Here is an 18,701-nt window from a genome sequence, read left to right on the forward strand (position 1 = left end):
CTCGATTACGAGCAGGCCTTTTTTGTATTCATCATTGAGTGCTTTCTACTGCTTTATCTGCATCAGATTCACCTTTTGCTCTTTTTTCCTTCAATTTAAAGTAGGCGTCCATTACGTCCCGCCCGATCCGTTTGTTAATATCATCAGAGGGCTTGCCTTGATACACCCATGGCACGACGACAGAAAATGCCACTTCCGGATTATTGTGGGGTGCATAACCTACAAGCGTCAAATTGATAGTCGGGACTGGAGCGCTATATTGATTCCTCCGCGGTCCGTCGTAAAAGGCCTCGGCAGTACCCGTTTTTGCTGCCGCACGGTAAGACTTCCCGCCGAAATATTTATATGCCGTCCCGCCTGGCTCCTGGGCGACCTGCCTGAATCCTTCCTGGACACGCTGCATCCAAACGTCTTTTCCGCCTAAGTCGTTTAACACTTTAGGACTCATCGTTTTAAAGACGCTGCCCAATTCATTGTGTTCGTTGGATGGATTCCTGATTTCCCTGACCATATGGGGCTCAAGCCTTTTTCCGCCATTTGCAATCGTCGATACATACTGTGCCAATTGCATAGGGGTATATGTATCATACTGGCCAATCGATAAATCCAGCAGCAATCCGTCTGTTGACATATCGACGCCTTTAAACCCTACGGATTCATTTGGCAGGTCGATGCCTGTGCGGACACCCAATCCAAATTGGGCATAATGATTCCGCATGATTGAATAAGCTTCCCGGTTGATTCCTAACGGCCGGTGAGGGATATAATGACCGCCGGCAATTTTGATTGCCGTCATGAACATATAGACATTCGACGATTTCTTTAACGCAGAGACATCGGTTACATAACCCAAATCACTATAAGATCCTTTCGGATTAGCCCCTGCTAAAAGGAGTTTTCTGTCAAAGAAAGCTGACCCTGGTGCGATGGCTCCTGTCTGAAAGCCTGTATAGACAGTGGCTCCTTTAACAGATGATCCCATCGTATATGAGGTCGTAATGTTTCCAAGGGCAAAATCGTTCATTTCGGTCAACCCGGTTTTACTGTTGCGGCCGTATTGCCTGCCTGCCATCGTAAGCACCTCGCCTGTATTGGGGTCCATTAAAACGACGAAGGCACGATCCAAAAAGTAGGTATTTCCCTTAGCCTTGGTTTTGCGCAATTCGTTCTCGATGATTTTTTCAACCTGCTGCTGCAGCTCCATATCAATTGTAAGGACCAAGTCCTTTCCGCTTTGCCCTTCAGTGAGGGTATTCGTTTTGATGACTTCCCCTTTGCTCAGCACATTTTCAATCCGCGTCTTTTGACCGCGGAGGACATCTTCATATTGCTTTTCGATATAACTTTTTCCGACCCGGTCATTCCTGGTATAGTCGCGTGCCAGGTAATAGTCGATATTTTCACTGGGAATGCCTTCTTCGGAAGAAGAGACCTTGCCAAGAACCGAGCGGAGGGTCTCGTCATACTTATAGGTCCTTTCCCAATCCGTCGTTACATCCACACCTGGCATTTCATCCAAATGTTCGCTGACCCTGGCGAATTCCTTAGTGGTGACATCTTTATTCTTCACGATCGAAGGTGCGAGGGCATAGCCGCTATTGAATTCCCGGAAGATGGCGATCACTTCCAATTCATCTTTGGAGAATTCCTTGATATTCTCATCGGTTACCCGCTCCATTTGAAGTTTGTATAAATCTTTTTGCTCCAGTTTCTTTTCGATGACTTTCTTCTTCTCGGCCTTGGTGATCAAGGCTTCGGCTTCTTTCGGATGTTTTAAAATCCAAAAATCCTTTTTATCCGGCAGGGTTACCTTTTTGGTATCTTTTTCTATCAAGGTGGCAAGGACCTCTGCCGTCTTCACCATATCGGCCGTTTTCGTATTCGGGTATTTCGTATAGGTGATGGCATTACGCGGCTCATTATCAACGACCGGATTCAAGTTGCGGTCATACATCTTGCCCCGGGGAACGGGGGTATTGGCCACATCATTTTCCGTTCTGTCGACTTCGCGGAGGTAATCGTCCCCATACACGATTTGGACGATGCCAAGCCGGATTATTAAGCTTGAAAATAAAATGAATATTAAAAAGAACATAAAGTTCAGTCGGAAAGGAATTGGGGTTTTTTTCTTTTTTTCTTTGGCCATCATTAACATTCCTTTCTAGTAAAAGTAAAAAATAAGAAAATTCCTATCTCCAATGATATATAAAATTAACTTATTTTTCTATGCTTTATCCGTAAATTTATCTATATTTCCAAAAGAATGTTTTGTAGTTATATAATTCCTAGTAATCTTATAATTAGGAAAATTGATATAATAGATAAATAGAGGAAGAAGCGGTACAGCGGCAATCATTAGTAGGGATGCGTGGTTGGGGGCTCCGTAAAAAAAGGGGAACATAAACCAAGGTACTTGGAAAGAACTCTTTTACATGAACGATTAAAGACTATAACCCTAATTCACTACAGAGACTTAAGTACCATGATTTTATTTTGCTTCATGTTTCCTAACGGGAGTTTGAGTCGTGACAGTGATAATCCCATTGAAGTATCCGCATAGCTCAAGCCATTTTTCAGGATAAATATAGATGAAACGTTCAATGGTTTCCAGGGAGTGAAGCACAAGGCAGTCGATTTGCCCCGTTTTTTTACTTTGTAAATTGGATAGAAGCTCATGCGGGATGGTGTAATAAGGGTGGATTTGATACGGATTGAGTATGACCGGGGAAATATTATTCTCTTCCATATACTTGTCCGTCACGATCTTTTGGATTGCAAAGCTTTCCTCCGTATGTAAATCCCCGATTTTGTAATTTGGATTCAATAGTACAATGCCCCTCATTTAATTCACCCATTCTTTTTGCTAACCATTCTTGCCAAATGGCGGATGGGATATTCAAAGTAAGAGGCATCATGCTAGAAAATGGCTTTCATTCCGTTAAGGGTTTTGAGCTGTTTGACATTTTCGAGCACCTCGTTGGTCAGGTCCTCCTTTTTAATGATCGGTAAACTTCGTAAATCTTCCATGTAGCTTTCATTCGTGAACCAATCAAAGGAATGGGGAGGAAAGAGTGGTTGATCTTTCCATGCATCAGGAAGAGTGGGGCTGTAGATTTTATCATCTTTTGACGTGGATCCATCAGAGGTATATATGCTTGCCCAGTAATCCTTTCTGGAACCCGTGTGGGGAATCTCTTTTGTAAAATGGCCGACTCCGCGAAAAACCACCGGATGCTGAAAAAGAAGCCCATATAATAATTTCCCCGTTTCAATGCGCTGTTTCGGGTCTGCAAAGCGTTCGACGGTAAGTCCTGTCAAGGAATGAAGTCCTTTTTGCTTGTTTGCATAAGGAAAGATCACTTTCATGAAGCCTAAGTATTCCTGAAGCTGAAAATCAAGCCTGCGGAGGATTTCACCATGACGGGTGCGTTTTAATATCCTTTCCTGAAGCATTCTTTGTTCATTAATGATAAGGGCCGTTGTCAAAAGGGGTGAATGGGGCTCTTCGATGAAGGATTCCCAAATCGGGGCCATGAATCTTGAAATGCGGAATACTGGTAAATACCTTCTTAGCGGAAGTTCTTTTTGTTTAGAATGTTCATATAAAAGAAGCTGGGGGAAGGCATCTGCAAATATGGCTGAATTGGCACGCTCAAGGAAATGGAAAAATTTATGTCGTTCCGCTCTGTCAAGTAGATGGGTCATGTTTGAACTTTTCAAGTCAGTCATATGGTATCCTCCATTCCTCGAAACCATATGTGCTAAAAAGGCCCAGTGAACCTCTGGATTGCGATTGTAAAAGGCAAGATAGGCTTGAGTTCTTGTGATATTGTTCCGGTTCAAGGCAGCCGTTTCGGTTCGAATGCTTTTTATCAGGGCGGCTTCCTCGGGGAAAAAAGCTTTTGACTCATCAACAGGCTGAAAGAGCTCTTTTTGTAAACGGGATTTTAGCGTGTCAAATCTTTCAGCATCGATGATCGGTTTTGTTTTGGCAGGGTGTTTACCCAACAGCTTTTGCAAATATTGGGAAAGCATACATTTCACCACGAATGTTTTTCGATCATTATATGCATAGCCATCAAGAAAGGGGCGTTGCATTTGCAACCCCCCAAGGTGATGTCATCTTTTTTTCTTCTTTTCCCGGTACAATAAAATATAATAAACTATCCAGAAAAGAAACACAGGAGTGAAGGATAAAAATCTATATTGGACCGGTACGGCAAATAAGATGAAAATGGCTGATAATAAAAAGGGAACCGCCAGGAGTATATATTTTCTCCATTGCATATGCTGAACCTCCTTAGGTTGCGTCATTCTTATTAGAATAAAGGATTATCCATCAATAATCTAGAAAAGTCATAATTGACAAAAATATGCAAACGTAGTAATCTTTAAAAATAAGTTAAAAATTACCATTAATCAATGGAAAAGGAGGCGAACGTCATGACTAAATCAGTTAAGCACAGTGATGTCACAATTGAATATCATACGTCCGCCTGCCCTGATACCTTGTCTTTCCAGACATAGGATTCCTCGCTTCCTTTCATGATTTTAAAGCGCAGGTTGTGGAATTTTCGCGGCCTGCGCTTTTATAGGTGTTATTACGCATCTAAAAAAGCTTCCGCTAATTGGCGGGGGCTTTTTGGCATTTTGGATCCAGGTGCATTAGCACCCTTTCCATATAAAGGATAGGAGGAACTATAAATGAGACAAAAGACATTGGAAATCTTATTGCAGCCGGGAGATCCAGAAAGCGGTTAGCGAGTGAAAGGTTTGACCAAAAGGGAGGGGAATTCATGTTTGCGATTTTTAAAAAACTGTCCTGGTTCTTTAAAGAACAGTGGCAGCGTTACACCTTGGCGATTTTATTTCTATGTCTAGTGAATATCTTGGAGGTTATCCCGCCAAAACTTGTCGGGAATGCCATCGATGATATGAACAATGGCAGCATGACGCAGGAAGGGGTCATGAAATACGTTATTTATTTGCTCATGGTACTGATCGGCAGTTACCTATTTGGTTACTTATGGAGTTATCTGTTATTCGGCGGCGGAAACTTGGTCGAACGGAAGCTAAGGTCAGGGTTTATGGGCCATTTGCTTAAAATGACTCCAAGTTTTTATGAAAAAAACCGTACAGGAGATTTAATGGCTAGGGCAACCAATGATTTAAAGGCAATATCCCTCACAGCTGGTTTCGGGATATTGACCCTCGTAGACGCGGTGCTGTTCACCATCACGGTAGTGGTCATGATGGGAGCCACGATCAGCTGGCAGTTGACGATTGCGGCGGTGCTGCCGCTTCCGATCATGGCAGTGCTGATGCAAATTTACGTGAAGAAAATTTACAAACGTTTTACGGATGCACAAGCAGCCTTTGGCACTTTAAATGACAAGGTCCTGGAATCCATTTCCGGTGTCCGTGTTATCCGGGCCTATGTCCAGGAACGGGAAGATGAAAAGCGATTTGAGGAAATGACCGAGGATGTATATGGCAAAAACCTAGCCGTGGCAAGGATCGACGCCCTCTTTGATCCGACAATCAGCATTATCATCGGCATCAGCTATTTAATCGGTTTGGGCTATGGGGCTTATCTTGTGTTTCAACAGGCCATAACGCTTGGCGGGCTTGTTTCGTTCAATGTGTACCTAGGCATGTTAATTTGGCCGATGATCGCGGTGGGTGAACTGATCAATGTAATGCAAAGGGGAAATGCTTCGCTAGACCGTGTTCAGGATACCCTTTCGTATGAAGCGGATGTGAAGAATTCAATGGGGATGGAGAGTATTACGAACCCGGGGAATATCCAATTCAATTCCGTGCATTTTACATACCCGTCCTCAACGGTTGTGAATCTATCCGATATTTCCGTTCAGCTTGAGCGCGGTCAAACATTGGGGATAGTGGGGAAAACAGGTAGTGGAAAAACGACATTCGTGAAGCAATTGCTGCGGGAATATCCTTTAGGAACAGGTGAAATCGCTTTTGCAGGCATGCCGCTGGAGCAACTGCACCTTGAAGATATCCGTAAATGGATCGGATATGTTCCACAGGACCATTTTTTATTCTCGAAGACTGTTAGGGAAAATATCTTATTCGGTAAAATGGATGCAACGGAAGGTGAACTGGCTGAAGCCATCCGGCTTGCTGATTTTGAGAAGGATTTAATGATGCTGCCAAACCGGCTAGAGACACTCGTCGGTGAGAAGGGTGTCGCTCTGTCCGGTGGGCAAAAGCAGAGGATCTCGATTGCCAGGGCATTGATCAAAAATCCGGAAATCCTTATATTGGATGATTCCTTATCCGCTGTCGATGCAAAAACGGAAACGACGATCATCGAAAATATCCAAAAAGAACGGGCAGGGAAAACGACCATCATCACAACCCACCGCTTATCAGCCGTTCAGCACGCGGACAGGATTATCGTATTGGACAGCGGAAAGATCATCGAAGAGGGGACTCATGCGGATTTACTGCTGAATGATGGCTGGTATAGCGAGCAATATGAACGACAGCAGGTTGACGAAGGAACGGAGGTGAAGGCATGAAGGTCGTAAAGAAACTTTTTAATTATGCTGCCCTTTATAAAAAATTGATCATTGGCGCCCTGATCATGCTTGCTCTTTCGGTAGCGGCCGATTTAACGGGGCCTTTCGTTGCCAAGAAAATCATCGATTCACATATACTTGGCATCGAATCTTCCTGGCATGAAACAGGTAAAGGAAAAGATGCAGTTAAGTATGATGGAAGTTGGTATAAACGGGCTGATTACTTTTCAAAAGGTGAGAAGAAAGGCAGGGAAGTCCATGTTCTGCAGGTTGGCAATCAATTTGTCTTCGTAGATGAAGCTGTCCCTATAGATGGGCGCAGAACCTTGGAGAACCAATCATTGATCATCAAGAAAGACGGGAAAGAGCAACGTGCGCAAGCAGTGAAATTGACGAGTCAGGAAGTGATGGGGTTTTATCAACCGGAAATCCCGCGGATCATTAAGCTTGTGGCTTTTTATTTTAGCCTTGTCATCCTTTCCTCCATTTTTCAATATGGCCAGAGTTTTTATTTACAGAAAGCGGCGAACCGAATCATACAGAAGATGCGAAATGATATTTTTAGGCATATTTCCCGTCTGCCGATACGTTATTTTGATAATATGCCAGCGGGTAAAATTGTAGCCAGGGTCACTAATGATACGGAAGCGATCCGGGAATTATATGTAACCGTGCTCGCCAACTTCTTCTCGAGTACCATTAATATTTTCGGCGTTCTAATTGCTTTGTTTATTCTGGATCCACGAGTCGGTACCATTGGCCTTCTACTTATTCCGATCATCGTTATCTGGACGATGGTATACCGTAAATTCGCCTCGAAATATAATCACATCATTCGGGAACGGGTCAGCGATATTAATGGAATGATTAATGAATCCATTTCTGGTATGAGCATCATTCAGGCATTTGGACGTGAAAAGGAGACGAAGCAATCTTTTGAAAATCTGAACCGGGAGCATTTTTCCTATCAAAATAAAATGCTCCATTTGAATTCGTTGACGGGTGGAAACTTGATTGGCGTCATTAAGCTTTTGGCGCTGATGGCCTTCGTCTGGTATTTCGGCGGGATTTCCCTTACAGCGGGTTCGGCCATTTCCTTAGGGATGATGTATGCAATTGTTGATTTGATCAGCCGCCTGCTACATCCGCTTCACGGAATCGTCAATCAGTTCGCTAATCTTGAACAGGCGCTTGTTGCAGGGGAGAGGACGTTCAGCTTATTGGATGAGAAGGGATTGGCAGTCAGCGATGAAAACATATCCAGATACAAAGGAAACGTACAATTCGAAAATGTTTCTTTTGGTTATAAGGATAAAGAATATGTGTTAAGGGACATTTCCTTCTCCGCTAGACAGGGGGAAACGGTGGCTTTAGTTGGCCACACCGGTTCAGGAAAAAGCTCCATAATGAATTTATTATTCCGCTTTTATGACAGCAGTGAAGGTCAGATCAAAATCGATGGCAGAAATATATTGGATATCCCCCATCAGACGCTTAGGGAGCATATGGGGATCGTCCTTCAGGACCCCTATTTATTTACTGGCACCATCGCCTCCAATATCAGTCTCAATCATAAAGGCATCACAAGGGAAATGGTTGAAAAAGCATTAAGAGATGTCGGGGGGGACAAAGTGCTGAAGCATCTTCCTTTAGGGCTTGACGAGCCCGTGATCGAAAAAGGCGGAACGCTGTCTTCCGGACAGCGTCAGCTAATCTCTTTTGCCCGTGCCCTTGCATTCAATCCGGCCATATTGATCTTGGATGAAGCGACAGCAAGCATCGACACCGAAACCGAGGCAATTATCCAGGAGGGTATGGAAGTGCTGAAAAAAGGGAGAACGACCTTCATCATTGCACATAGGCTTTCCACGATAAAAAATGCCGACCAAATTCTTGTACTGGAAAAAGGGCGGATTGCTGAGCAAGGTACACATGAGGAATTAATGGAACTGAAAGGGAAGTACTATCAAATGTATGAACTGCAGGCAGGTCCGCATAAAGGCATGGCTGGCTGAACACAATGGAATAAGGGTAGATCATCTAGATTAAACTATAATGAAGGTACCGACTTTTGGTACCTTAAAGCATAATGGTTGATAATAGTAATCATTACGTTTAAGATATACCTATACTGACGATGAGGTGATAATAGTGAAACAAGAAATTCATCCCGATTATCAACAAGTGGTATTCATGGATACCAACAGTGGGTATAAATTTTTGGCAGGCTCCACTAAGACGTCCAATGAAACAATCGTTTGGGAAGACGGGCAAACATATCCTTTATTAAAAGTGGAAATCAGCTCGGATACGCACCCTTATTATACAGGAAAGCAGAAGTTTGCTGAAAAAGGCGGACGGGTGGATCGCTTCCTGGATAAATATAATATGAAGAAATGAGAGTTAGGCCATCGGGAAATCGATGGTCTTCTTTTTATTGATGGAATAAAAAAGGTGCCCATAAAATATGAGGCACCCATTACTTTAATCATTTTGCAGCAATTGCTTCCCCTTTGGCAATATTGACGAGGGCAGCTTCGAAGTCTTTGATTAAATCGTCCGGATTTTCCAGTCCGACAGAGAGGCGGAGCAAGCTATTCGTAATGCCTCGCTTTTCCCTTTCATCAGCAGGCATGGCCGCATGGGACATTTTGGCCGGGTAGGATAATATGGATTCTACCGCTCCCAGGCTTACGGCAAAAACAGGGAGCTCGACAGTGTTCACGAAGGAACGGAAGATTTCCTCACTTTCCAATTCAAATGAAAGGACCGCCCCTGCTCCGAGTGACTGGCCTTTCTGGATGGCGTGCTGTGGATGATCGGCTAGGCCGGGATAATACACTTTTTTCACCAAGGGCTGCTCCTTTAAGTAGGCTGCAATCTTTTCGGCCCCTTTTTGTGAATGTTCCATTCTAACTGACAAGGTTTTCAAGCCTCTCATTACGAGCCAGGCATCCTGAACACCAAGGACCGCTCCAAAGGAGTTTTGAAGTGAACCGAGTCTTGCCGCCAATTCCGGATCTTTCACGACCGCAAGCCCAGCTACCACATCACTATGTCCGGATAAAAACTTCGTCGCGCTATGAAGGACAACATCAGCGCCCAGATTCAGCGGTTTTTGCAATGCGGGCGTCAAGAATGTATTATCAACAAAACTTAAGGCACCGGCTTTTTTTGCGATATCACATACAGCTTGAATATCGGTCACTTTAAGTAAAGGATTTGAAGGCGTTTCAATGTATATGGCCCTGGTATTTGGCTGAACCGCCGCTTTGACACTTTCAAGGTCCGTCATGTCAACGAAGGTATGCTCAATATTGAAACGGTTCAAAACGCTTGTGACCATCCTGAACGTTCCGCCATACACATCTTCGGAAATGACGATATGATCCCCGGCAGACAATAGCAGGAAGGCTGTTGAAATGGCAGCCATACCTGATGAAAAGGCAAAGCCGTGAGTGCCTTCCTCAAGTTCGGCAATGATGTCTTCAAGTGCCTCGCGGGTTGGGTTCCCGCTTCTGCTGTAGTCATATTTACCGAATTGATCGATATCGGATTGATGGAAAGTCGATGCATGCTGGATGGGGACGCTCACACCGCCCGTTACCGGATCGAATTTATGTTGATTATGAAGTAATTTTGTTTCAAAGCTAAAATCATGATCTGTCATCGTAGTGCCTCCCTTTTTACATGTGCGAATGCTTGCTGCAAGTCACCAATCAAATCGTCGCTATCCTCGATGCCAACGGAGAAGCGGAGCAGTCGATTACAAACACCGTTTGCCGTTCTGACCTCAAGCGGTATATCGGCATGTGTTTGTGTGGCGGGATAGGTGATGAAGCTTTCAACCCCTCCCAGGCTTTCTGCAAAGGAAATTAATGAGAGCGATTGTAAAAATGGGTTGACCGCCGCTTCATCAATGATGCGGAAAGAAATCATGCCGCCTCGGCCCGGATACAATACGTCCGTAACACAATCATGCTCCGATAAGTATTCTACAAGTATCTTGGCATTCTTTTCATGACGCTCCATCCGCAATGCCAGGGTTTTCATTCCGCGCATCAACAGCCAAGAATCAAATGGGCTCAAGACAGCTCCAGTGCCATTATGATGGAAGGCAAGTGCATCACATAATTCAGCGCCGCTAGCAACGATCAGTCCAGCGAGCACATCATTATGACCACCGAGATACTTGGTTGCACTATGGATCACAATATCAGCTCCAAGCAAGATTGGTTGTTGAATAAGAGGCGTGTAAAAAGTGTTATCAACGATTAGCAATAAATTATATCGTTTAGCCAATGCGGCAACGGCGCTAATATCCGTTTGCTGCATAAGAGGGTTAGTGGGAGTTTCGATGAAGATGGCTTTCGTGTGAGGAGTGATGGCTTTTTCGATATCCTCCAAACAACAAGTGTTTACATAGTCACACTGCAATCCCCATTTTTTAAAACCTTGTTCTAACAGCCGATATGTACCGCCATAAAGATCTTCACTGACAATCCACGCATCCCCGGATTTAAAAAGGGCGAGTATAGTCGAGATGGCGGCCATTCCTGAACTGCAGGCATAGCCTTGGTCTCCTTTTTCCAGATCGGCGATGGATCGCTCCAATAGCTGGCGGGTAGGGTTACCTGTCCTTGTGTAGTCGAATCCCGTCGATTGACCGATTCCTTCGTGGCGAAAAGCTGTTGAAAAGTATACTGGCGGATTGACTGTTCCTGTCGCCGTTTCACTGCGATTTCCTAATTGAGCAAGATATGTTTCAGGTTTATACATGGTTTTCACTGCTCCTTTGAGTTAAATAAAATAAAAAAAAGTCTTCTTTAAGAAGAAGACTTTGATTAAGTAGGGACGAGTCATTCTTCTTATCTTCCAAGTTCATAAACTTGTGGAATTAGCACCTTTTCATTGGTTTGAAACAAATGAAGGTTGCTGAGGTGTCATCGGGCCATTCCCTCTACCTCTCTCGATAAGAGTTTAGATTATTCAATTTCTTTTGAATTTACTATATATACAAAACACTGTCAAGGACATTTTGGGGGTAATGATGTGTTGGTGTTCATGGCCAGGTCAATTGAAGCCTAGCGGTGCCTACACTTTATGTATCAAAAAAGAATATCCAAATTTTCATCAAAATATGAATGGCCTAGGATTTTTCAGAAATATGGAAAGGGTCAACGGGATATTTTTGCTTTAAAATAATAAAGTTTGTACAATGTATGGAGAGAAAGAATAATCCGACATTATTCATTTCATATGCAAAAATTCTTCAATGAATAGTGCAAACTTAGGAGGAGAACACATGGAATACAGAATCGAACGTGATACGATGGGTGAAGTGAAAGTTCCTGCTGATAAATATTGGGGAGCACAAACTGAGAGAAGCCGTAACAATTTCAAAATCGGTAATGAAAAAATGCCGATTGAATTGGTTCGTGCATTTGCATACGTTAAACAAGCTGCTGCAAAGGTGAACTATGATCTTGGCGATCTTTCCGAAGTTAAAAAGAACGCCATCGTCAAGATTTGCGGCGAAATCCTTGAAGGTACGCTTGATGAACATTTCCCGCTTGTAGTTTGGCAAACGGGAAGCGGTACGCAAAGTAATATGAATGTGAATGAAGTGGTCGCTAACAAAGGGAATGAATGGTTAAAAGAAAATGGTGAATCGGAAATCCTTCACCCGAATGATGATGTTAACAAGGCACAAAGCTCAAATGATACTTTCCCGACTGCCATGCATATTGCAGCCTTTATGGAAGTCGCTGAAAAATTGGTTCCTGCCATCAAAGCACTTCGTGATACATTCGATACAAAAGAAAAAGAATTTTGGGATGTCGTGAAAATCGGCCGGACACATCTTCAAGATGCTACACCCTTAACATTAGGACAAGAAATTTCCGGTTGGAAAGCGATGCTCGATAAAGACTTGGCGATGATTGAGGAAAGCAGCCAAAAACTATTGAACCTTGCTCTAGGCGGAACGGCTGTAGGAACCGGAATCAATACAAAGAAAGAATTCCCGGGACTTTCTGCCAAACAAATTGCAGCGGATACAGGATATCCTTTTGTCACATCTGATAATAAGTTCCATGCATTGACTAGCCATAACGAAATCGTCTACGCACACGGTGCTTTGAAAGCATTGGCGGCAGATTTAATGAAAATTGCGAACGATGTCAGATGGCTTGCAAGTGGACCGAGAAGCGGAATCGGAGAAATTGCCATTCCGGAAAACGAGCCGGGCAGCTCCATCATGCCAGGTAAAGTCAATCCGACCCAAAGTGAAGCGCTTACCATGATTGCGACACAAATCGTGGGTAACGATGCTACAATTGGCTTTGCAGCAAGCCAAGGTAACTTTGAATTGAATGTATTCAAACCAGTCATCATCTATAACTTCCTGCAAACAGTCAAATTATTGACGGAAGGCATTCATTCCTTCAACGATAATTGTGCGGTTGGCATCACTGCAAATGAAGATAAGATCAAAGAAAATGTAGAGCGTTCCCTTATGCTGGTAACAGCATTGAACCCGCATATCGGTTATGAAAAAGCAGCCAAGATCGCCAAAACTGCCTTCAAGGACAACTCCACGTTAAAAGAAGCGGCATTGAAACTGGAGTTCCTGACGGAAGATGAATTCAAAGCATGGGTCGATCCTGCTAACATGGTTAATAAATAATTGGATGGAAACACCCTCCCTCTAGCATTAGGGAGGGTGTTTCCATGTGTTAAAATACTGGAATCGACAAATACTGAAATCATAAGTATCTGGAACAGGAGGAAAAAACAATGTCTATATGCCCGCTTTGCAACGGTCTAAGAAAAATTCATGTGGATTGCCCGGAATGCGGCAGTGAACTTGAGGATAAAGGGAAATTCATGGATTATGCTGATGATTACAGTGCTTATATGGATATCGACATACTTAAAGAAAACGACGGATACCCTCAATCCCTTCAAAAAGGGCAATGTCCCCATCTCATGAAATGCCCTGAATGCGGACATGATGAAGTGGTATTGGTCCAGGAATGAATCGCCCTTTATTTTAATAAACGTAAAAAGACCCATAATGAATGGGTCTTTTCATGTTTAATTGGCAGATAACTTCATGCTTTCCTGCATCTGTTCATCTTCTTCAACTAAAATACGATGTTCGGTCCCTTTATCAAAAAAGTGCGCTTTATTCATGTCGAGGGCAAGTTCGATCTTTTCGCCTGCCTGGATAATGTTATTGGCATCGACCCTTGCAACGAAGTCCTGCCCCTCTAAAGTGGAGTAGAGCATGATCTCCGCGCCCATGAGTTCGGCTACATCAATTTGGGTCGTGAATGTAGTGTTAGGGGACTCCGTGAAATAAGCTCCTTCATTATGGAAATCTTCCGGACGGATTCCAAGGATTACATCTTTTCCGACATATCCTTGATCACGTAGCATTTTCATCTTAAATTCAGGTATTTCAAGCGTTTGTTCGCCTATTTTGATTGTGCCTTCTTTTAATGTTCCGGTAAAGAAGTTCATGGCAGGCGATCCGATAAAGCCGCCGACAAACACGTTTATTGGTTTCTCATAAACATCCTTTGGAGCACCGACCTGTTGGATGATACCATCTTTCATTACAACAAGACGTGTCGCCATGGTCATTGCCTCTGTTTGGTCATGTGTGACATATATCGTTGTGGTGTCGAGCCGTTTATGCAGTTTAGCTATTTCCGCGCGCATTTGAACCCGCAGTTTTGCGTCGAGATTGGATAATGGCTCATCCATCAAGAAAACTTTTGCGTCCCTTACAATTGCACGGCCAAGTGCAACACGCTGGCGCTGACCACCTGAAAGCGCTTTAGGTTTCCTGTTTAGCAGCTCTTCAAGTCCGAGAATCCTTGCCGCTTCATTTACTCTTTGCTTGATTTCAGCTTTTGGCGTTTTCCTGAGCTTTAATCCGAATGCCATATTGTCAAATACAGACATATGAGGATATAAGGCATAGTTCTGGAAAACCATCGCAATATCGCGATCTTTAGGGGGGACATCATTGACTCTCTTGCCGTCTATGTATAAATCCCCTTGGGAAATGTCTTCCAGTCCGGCAATCATCCTTAATGTCGTTGATTTCCCGCAACCTGAAGGTCCCACAAAAACGATGAATTCCTTATCGGCAACACGAAGGTTGAAGTCTTTAACAGCCGTCACCTTTTTATCATAAATCTTGAATATATGATCTAACACTAACTCTGCCATGAAAAATCCCCCTTTTAAACTCTTAGATTACTTGTACCAATTAGCTATAGTCTAAGCTATAGGTTTTGAAAAAAGTATGGGCATATTGCACAAAAAAGTGTTTACATTGGAAATTAATCATTCAGTAAAAGTATCAAGTATGCAGTAAGGGCATGACGGAAGTTTCTAATATCGAGACCAGTTTTTTCAGAGAATCTATCGATTCGGTATTGTAAGCTGTTCCGATGTATATAAAGCTGTTTGGCGGCATATGTGGCATTGGAGTTACACTCGATATACGTTTTAACCGTTTTGATAAGCTCAGTATCCTGCTTGGTCTTGCCAAGAATTTCATTGATAAACCAATTTGCATTCTTAAAGGATGGATCATTTATTAATGAGTATGGGATGATGTCTGCCAAATCAGTCACTTTTATATCCGGCAGATGCACCTGTGCCACTTCAAAACACTTTTTCTCCTGAGTCCAGTGATGGCGAAGGTCTTGATCTACAGGGTGAAATCGCCCGGTGAACATACGGGTCTTTACATAAAAGTCACTTTCAAGTGTGGAAGTAATGGCGATCAGTTCTTTATTTGATAATGGTTCATCCTTGTCCGGTTCAATTAAGACGCCTGCCGTTTCATTTTCCCAAATAATAGCTGCGTCAGATGGAACGAAAGCGAGGAAGGCCCCTTCAAAATCAGAGTTGGAAAAATCAGCATGAGTCAACTTGAAATGAAGGAATCTAACATTCTCCCAACTCGTTAAAGGCAATGGTGCATTCGGTTCGGATAAAAAATTTTTCCATGATGAGCCTGGATGTGCATTGAGGTTATTTGGGTTTATGGAAGGAACAAAAAGCAGTTCCAATAAACGGATTTCTTCTGCTGTGATTTCTGAACGGGGAATACCAAGTATACTTCTGAAGTCTTCGAACCAAACATAATTAGAAATATCATCAGTATCCTTTTTATTGGTAAGAGCGTTCGGGAATTTTTGTTTAAGATTTTCAAGCATCGGTTCCACCTTCTTTCTCCCTTTCCATATCATTATAGCGAAAAAGAATAAAGTTCAAAAGATTAGGATATCTTTAGTTTTTCCGAGAAGGGAAAACCAAAGAAAAGTTGCAAGTATTATTAATTTCAGGAGAGGGTATTGCGTATGCTTTATGGAATATCGTTTAAGAGGAGGAGATCCATGAACATTTTAATATTGGGCGGTACACGGTTTTTAGGCCGATATATAGCAAAAGCTGCAATAGAGAAGGGGCATGATATCACACTTTTTAATCGTGGAAATGACCCTTATGTTTTCCCCGAAATAGAACAATTAAAAGGGGATCGCGACGGTGATCTTGAAATGCTGAAAGGAAGACAATGGGATGCAGTCATTGATACATCAGGCTTTATCCCTCGAACTGTATCAAAATCTTGCCGGTTGCTTAATCAAGTTAAACATTATACATATATTTCAAGCATCTCAGTTTATAGTGATCCAACCGAACCAGGTATTGATGAAAGTGGAGAGGTTCATGCACTAAATGAAGATAAAGCAGAAGAAATAACCCGCGGAACGGCTGGACCGATATACGGTGAATATTATGGTCCGTTAAAATCATTAAGCGAAAAAGCAGCTGAAAAAGAACTGCCGGGGAAAGTCTTGTCAATTCGTGCCGGGCAAATAGTAGGTCCATATGATTACACTGACCGATTGCCGTACTGGCTTAAAAGAATAGCGGAGGGGGGAGAAGTTTTAGCGCCTGGACGCCCTGGACGTCCAATCCAAATTATCGATGCAAGGGACTTGGCTCAATGGATCATCCAAATGATGGAAAAGGGCGTGACAGGTACGTATAATGCCGTTGGACCAGAATACATACTGACAATGGGGCAAATACTTGAAGGCTGCAAAAAGGTAACAAGAAGTAATGCTGCCTTTACATGGGTCTCTGAAAAATTTTTAAATGACAATAAAGTAGAGCCGTGGGGAGAAATGCCTTTATGGATACCGGAAGAATTCTCTTTACCAGGAGGTAAGGAACCTTTGAATGGGTTTTTGGCTGTCGAAAACGATAAAGCAATCAAAAATGGACTGACATTCCGTCCCCTATCAGAAACTCTCGAAGATATATGGAATTGGGAAAAGGGCCGTCCGGAATCCGCCGATAGAAAAGCAGGCATGCACAGACAACATGAAAGTGATCTTCTTGGATTATGGAAACAGACAATAGGTTGAGACCTTCTTTTATTATACTGAAGTATTAATGGAACATTATGTATGCTTGGTGGAAAGGATGACTTTATACAATGAGGAATCAAAAAAACGATGGGGTCAAAACCCCATCGCTTTTTTAGGAAGGGCTTGCATGGTTTGTAAGGATTTCAAGGTTTTCCATGTCGGCTGCCACTTTTTCCTTGTTGATATCAGGGAAAAGAAGATGGATGTCTTCACCTTCTTTGACAGAGTGGGCTGCAATCAGTTGAAGTTCCGCCTTAGTTCAACAGTCAGGCCAATATCAAGCAATGTCATCGGCAATTTAAGCACCCGGTAGATGGGCAGCAATTGTTTGATTTCCGAGAATTTCCCTTCTAGCATAAGTTGGAATGAAATTCCATATGCCACTTTTTCCCCGTGAAGTAAATGATGCGCTTGGGTGATGGAAGTCATGCCATTATGAATGGAGTGGGCACCGGCAACGCGCAAGTACTGGCCGCCAAACCCGCCAACAAGACCACTGGTGATGATGTTCGTTTCAATTACACGCTGCAGCGCATCTGTCCATCTCCCTTTTTCCAAATCAGCTAAGGCTTCCTCGCCATATGTCAATAAAACTTCCTGGCATTGCCTTGCGGCCAGATGGGCCAATTCAAAACAAATGGACTTGGTGGCGAGCTTTTCGGCCAGTGTATTGCCCTCGTACCATTTCGCGAATGTATCGCCGATTCCGGCATGTAAATGCGTAATAGGCGGGGCCGCTGCGGACCTCCAGTAAGGTACTCATAATTGCTCTCCTTAATGAAAGGCCTGTTCCCGGTAAAGGGGAAGCAGGCCTTGATTATTTGATCAATTCATCCAGTCTGGTTTTCCGAATCCGGCAAATTTGTCATCGATCACTTTTTCAAACTGGTCGGATTCCACTACTGATTTAATATCCTTGGCAAATTGAGCGTCTACATCTTTTGTATTCACTGCAACAACGTTTCGATACATATCCGGCATGTTTTCTAAAACTAGGGCATCCTTGAGGTCCATTTTCGCTGCAAGAGCAAAGTTGCCAGGGACCGCCGATAGGTCGACGCTGTCTGTTGCGCGGGGCAACTGAGCGGATTCCAATGGTTTTAGCTGGATGTTTTTTGGATTTTTCGTTACATCCTTTTCAGATACTTTTAAAGGGTCGACATTTGGATCGACTTCAATCAACCCTTCATCCACCAGCACTTTTAGTGCACGTGCCAGGTTAACCGGATCATTGGGCACTGCAATGGATGTACCGTCTTTCACTTCTTTCAATGAATTATACTTATTAGAATATATGCCCATTGGCGCTGTTGGAACTATGATAAGGTCGGAAAGCTTTAAATCATTTTCTTTAGCGAAGTTATCCATGTACACTTTATGCTGGAAAAGGTTGGCGTCGATCGAGTTGTTGCCAAGCGACTTATTCGGCTGGATATAGTCGGTGAATTCGACGATCTCTATTTTGTATCCAAGATCTTCCAGACCTGGTTTGATGGCCTCCTTAACCATATCGGCGTACGGCCCGGTAGTCGCCCCAATCTTCAATTCTTTTTTGTCTTCAGTATTTGGGGATGCATCATCGCTCCCGCAAGCTGCCAAGCCGAGTGCAAGTGCACAGACTGATAATAACGAAGCTATTTTCTTCATTTGAAATTCCTCCTGAGTAATGAAATGTATTGAGTCATTAAAA

Annotated in this window: 16 protein-coding genes and 1 riboswitch; of the genes, 6 read left to right on the forward strand and 10 right to left on the reverse strand. The window is 43.2% G+C overall.

What is annotated here, in order from left to right:
• Window positions 1-31 precede the first annotated feature (31 nt).
• From OTG27_RS07185 to OTG27_RS07200, 4 genes are all read right to left on the reverse strand, one after another.
• Entirely contained in the window at window positions 32-2,146 is a 2,115-nt protein-coding gene (locus tag OTG27_RS07185) for a peptidoglycan D,D-transpeptidase FtsI family protein (protein ID WP_268936608.1), read from the reverse strand.
• Window positions 2,147-2,488: 342 nt separating this feature from the next.
• Window positions 2,489-2,842, reverse strand: a complete 354-nt coding sequence (locus OTG27_RS07190; RefSeq protein ID WP_268936609.1) for a hypothetical protein — start codon at window positions 2,840-2,842, stop codon at window positions 2,489-2,491.
• 74 nt (window positions 2,843-2,916) lie between these two features.
• Window positions 2,917-4,098 carry a DUF2515 family protein gene (locus OTG27_RS07195; RefSeq protein ID WP_268936610.1) on the reverse strand — a complete coding sequence of 394 codons (1,182 nt, stop codon included), beginning with the start codon at window positions 4,096-4,098 and terminating at the stop codon, window positions 2,917-2,919.
• A gap of 21 nt (window positions 4,099-4,119) precedes the next feature.
• Entirely contained in the window at window positions 4,120-4,287 is a 168-nt protein-coding gene (locus tag OTG27_RS07200) for a hypothetical protein (protein WP_156404298.1), read from the reverse strand.
• Between the two features lie 509 nt (window positions 4,288-4,796).
• Here OTG27_RS07200 and OTG27_RS07205 point away from each other — a divergent pair.
• The 3 genes from OTG27_RS07205 to OTG27_RS07215 all read left to right on the forward strand — a co-directional run bounded on the left by OTG27_RS07205 (window position 4,797) and on the right by OTG27_RS07215 (window position 8,948).
• Window positions 4,797-6,548, forward strand: coding sequence for an ABC transporter ATP-binding protein (locus OTG27_RS07205; protein WP_268936611.1), 1,752 nt, complete (start codon window positions 4,797-4,799; stop codon window positions 6,546-6,548).
• Entirely contained in the window at window positions 6,545-8,563 is a 2,019-nt protein-coding gene (locus OTG27_RS07210; RefSeq protein ID WP_268936612.1) for an ABC transporter ATP-binding protein, read from the forward strand. The genes OTG27_RS07205 and OTG27_RS07210 overlap by 4 nt, the downstream gene beginning before the upstream one ends.
• Window positions 8,564-8,699: 136 nt before the next feature.
• Window positions 8,700-8,948: a type B 50S ribosomal protein L31 gene (locus OTG27_RS07215; RefSeq protein WP_268936613.1), complete on the forward strand. Its 249-nt coding sequence runs from the start codon at window positions 8,700-8,702 to the stop codon at window positions 8,946-8,948.
• 88 nt (window positions 8,949-9,036) lie between these two features.
• On the opposite strand, the gene metC is transcribed toward OTG27_RS07215, so the two are convergent.
• Both metC and OTG27_RS07225 read right to left on the reverse strand, forming a co-directional pair.
• Window positions 9,037-10,218, reverse strand: a complete 1,182-nt coding sequence (gene metC / locus OTG27_RS07220) for a cystathionine beta-lyase (RefSeq protein ID WP_253511016.1) — start codon at window positions 10,216-10,218, stop codon at window positions 9,037-9,039.
• Window positions 10,215-11,327 carry a methionine biosynthesis PLP-dependent protein gene (locus tag OTG27_RS07225; protein WP_145504906.1) on the reverse strand — a complete coding sequence of 371 codons (1,113 nt, stop codon included), beginning with the start codon at window positions 11,325-11,327 and terminating at the stop codon, window positions 10,215-10,217. Before OTG27_RS07225 ends, metC begins: the two co-directional genes overlap by 4 nt.
• Window positions 11,328-11,413: 86 nt before the next feature.
• A riboswitch (SAM riboswitch) is annotated at window positions 11,414-11,527 on the reverse strand.
• Between the two features lie 326 nt (window positions 11,528-11,853).
• On the opposite strand from OTG27_RS07225, the gene fumC reads away from it, so the two are divergent.
• Entirely contained in the window at window positions 11,854-13,236 is a 1,383-nt protein-coding gene (gene fumC / locus OTG27_RS07230) for a class II fumarate hydratase (RefSeq protein WP_048687419.1), read from the forward strand.
• Window positions 13,237-13,346: 110 nt separating this feature from the next.
• On the forward strand, window positions 13,347-13,589 hold the full coding sequence (locus OTG27_RS07235; protein WP_034314767.1) for a hypothetical protein: 243 nt from the start codon (window positions 13,347-13,349) through the stop codon (window positions 13,587-13,589).
• A 57-nt stretch (window positions 13,590-13,646) separates the two neighbouring features.
• Here the strand turns inward: OTG27_RS07235 and OTG27_RS07240 are convergent, their stop codons facing one another.
• Window positions 13,647-14,792 carry an ABC transporter ATP-binding protein gene (locus OTG27_RS07240; protein WP_098185206.1) on the reverse strand — a complete coding sequence of 382 codons (1,146 nt, stop codon included), beginning with the start codon at window positions 14,790-14,792 and terminating at the stop codon, window positions 13,647-13,649.
• 113 nt (window positions 14,793-14,905) lie between these two features.
• Window positions 14,906-15,790, reverse strand: a complete 885-nt coding sequence (locus OTG27_RS07245) for a PucR family transcriptional regulator (protein ID WP_057275772.1) — start codon at window positions 15,788-15,790, stop codon at window positions 14,906-14,908.
• Window positions 15,791-15,970: 180 nt separating this feature from the next.
• On the opposite strand from OTG27_RS07245, the gene OTG27_RS07250 reads away from it, so the two are divergent.
• Window positions 15,971-17,008, forward strand: coding sequence for an NAD-dependent epimerase/dehydratase family protein (locus tag OTG27_RS07250; protein ID WP_268936614.1), 1,038 nt, complete (start codon window positions 15,971-15,973; stop codon window positions 17,006-17,008).
• 240 nt (window positions 17,009-17,248) lie between these two features.
• On the opposite strand, the gene OTG27_RS07255 is transcribed toward OTG27_RS07250, so the two are convergent.
• Window positions 17,249-17,599 carry a hypothetical protein gene (locus OTG27_RS07255; protein WP_483878183.1) on the reverse strand — a complete coding sequence of 117 codons (351 nt, stop codon included), beginning with the start codon at window positions 17,597-17,599 and terminating at the stop codon, window positions 17,249-17,251.
• Between the two features lie 237 nt (window positions 17,600-17,836).
• Window positions 17,837-18,658 carry a MetQ/NlpA family ABC transporter substrate-binding protein gene (locus OTG27_RS07260; protein ID WP_268936615.1) on the reverse strand — a complete coding sequence of 274 codons (822 nt, stop codon included), beginning with the start codon at window positions 18,656-18,658 and terminating at the stop codon, window positions 17,837-17,839.
• Between the last annotated feature and the right edge of the window lie 43 nt (window positions 18,659-18,701).

The sequence above is a fragment of the Peribacillus sp. AS_2 genome, assembly GCF_026891895.1.
GTDB lineage: Bacteria > Bacillota > Bacilli > Bacillales > DSM-1321 > Peribacillus > Peribacillus frigoritolerans.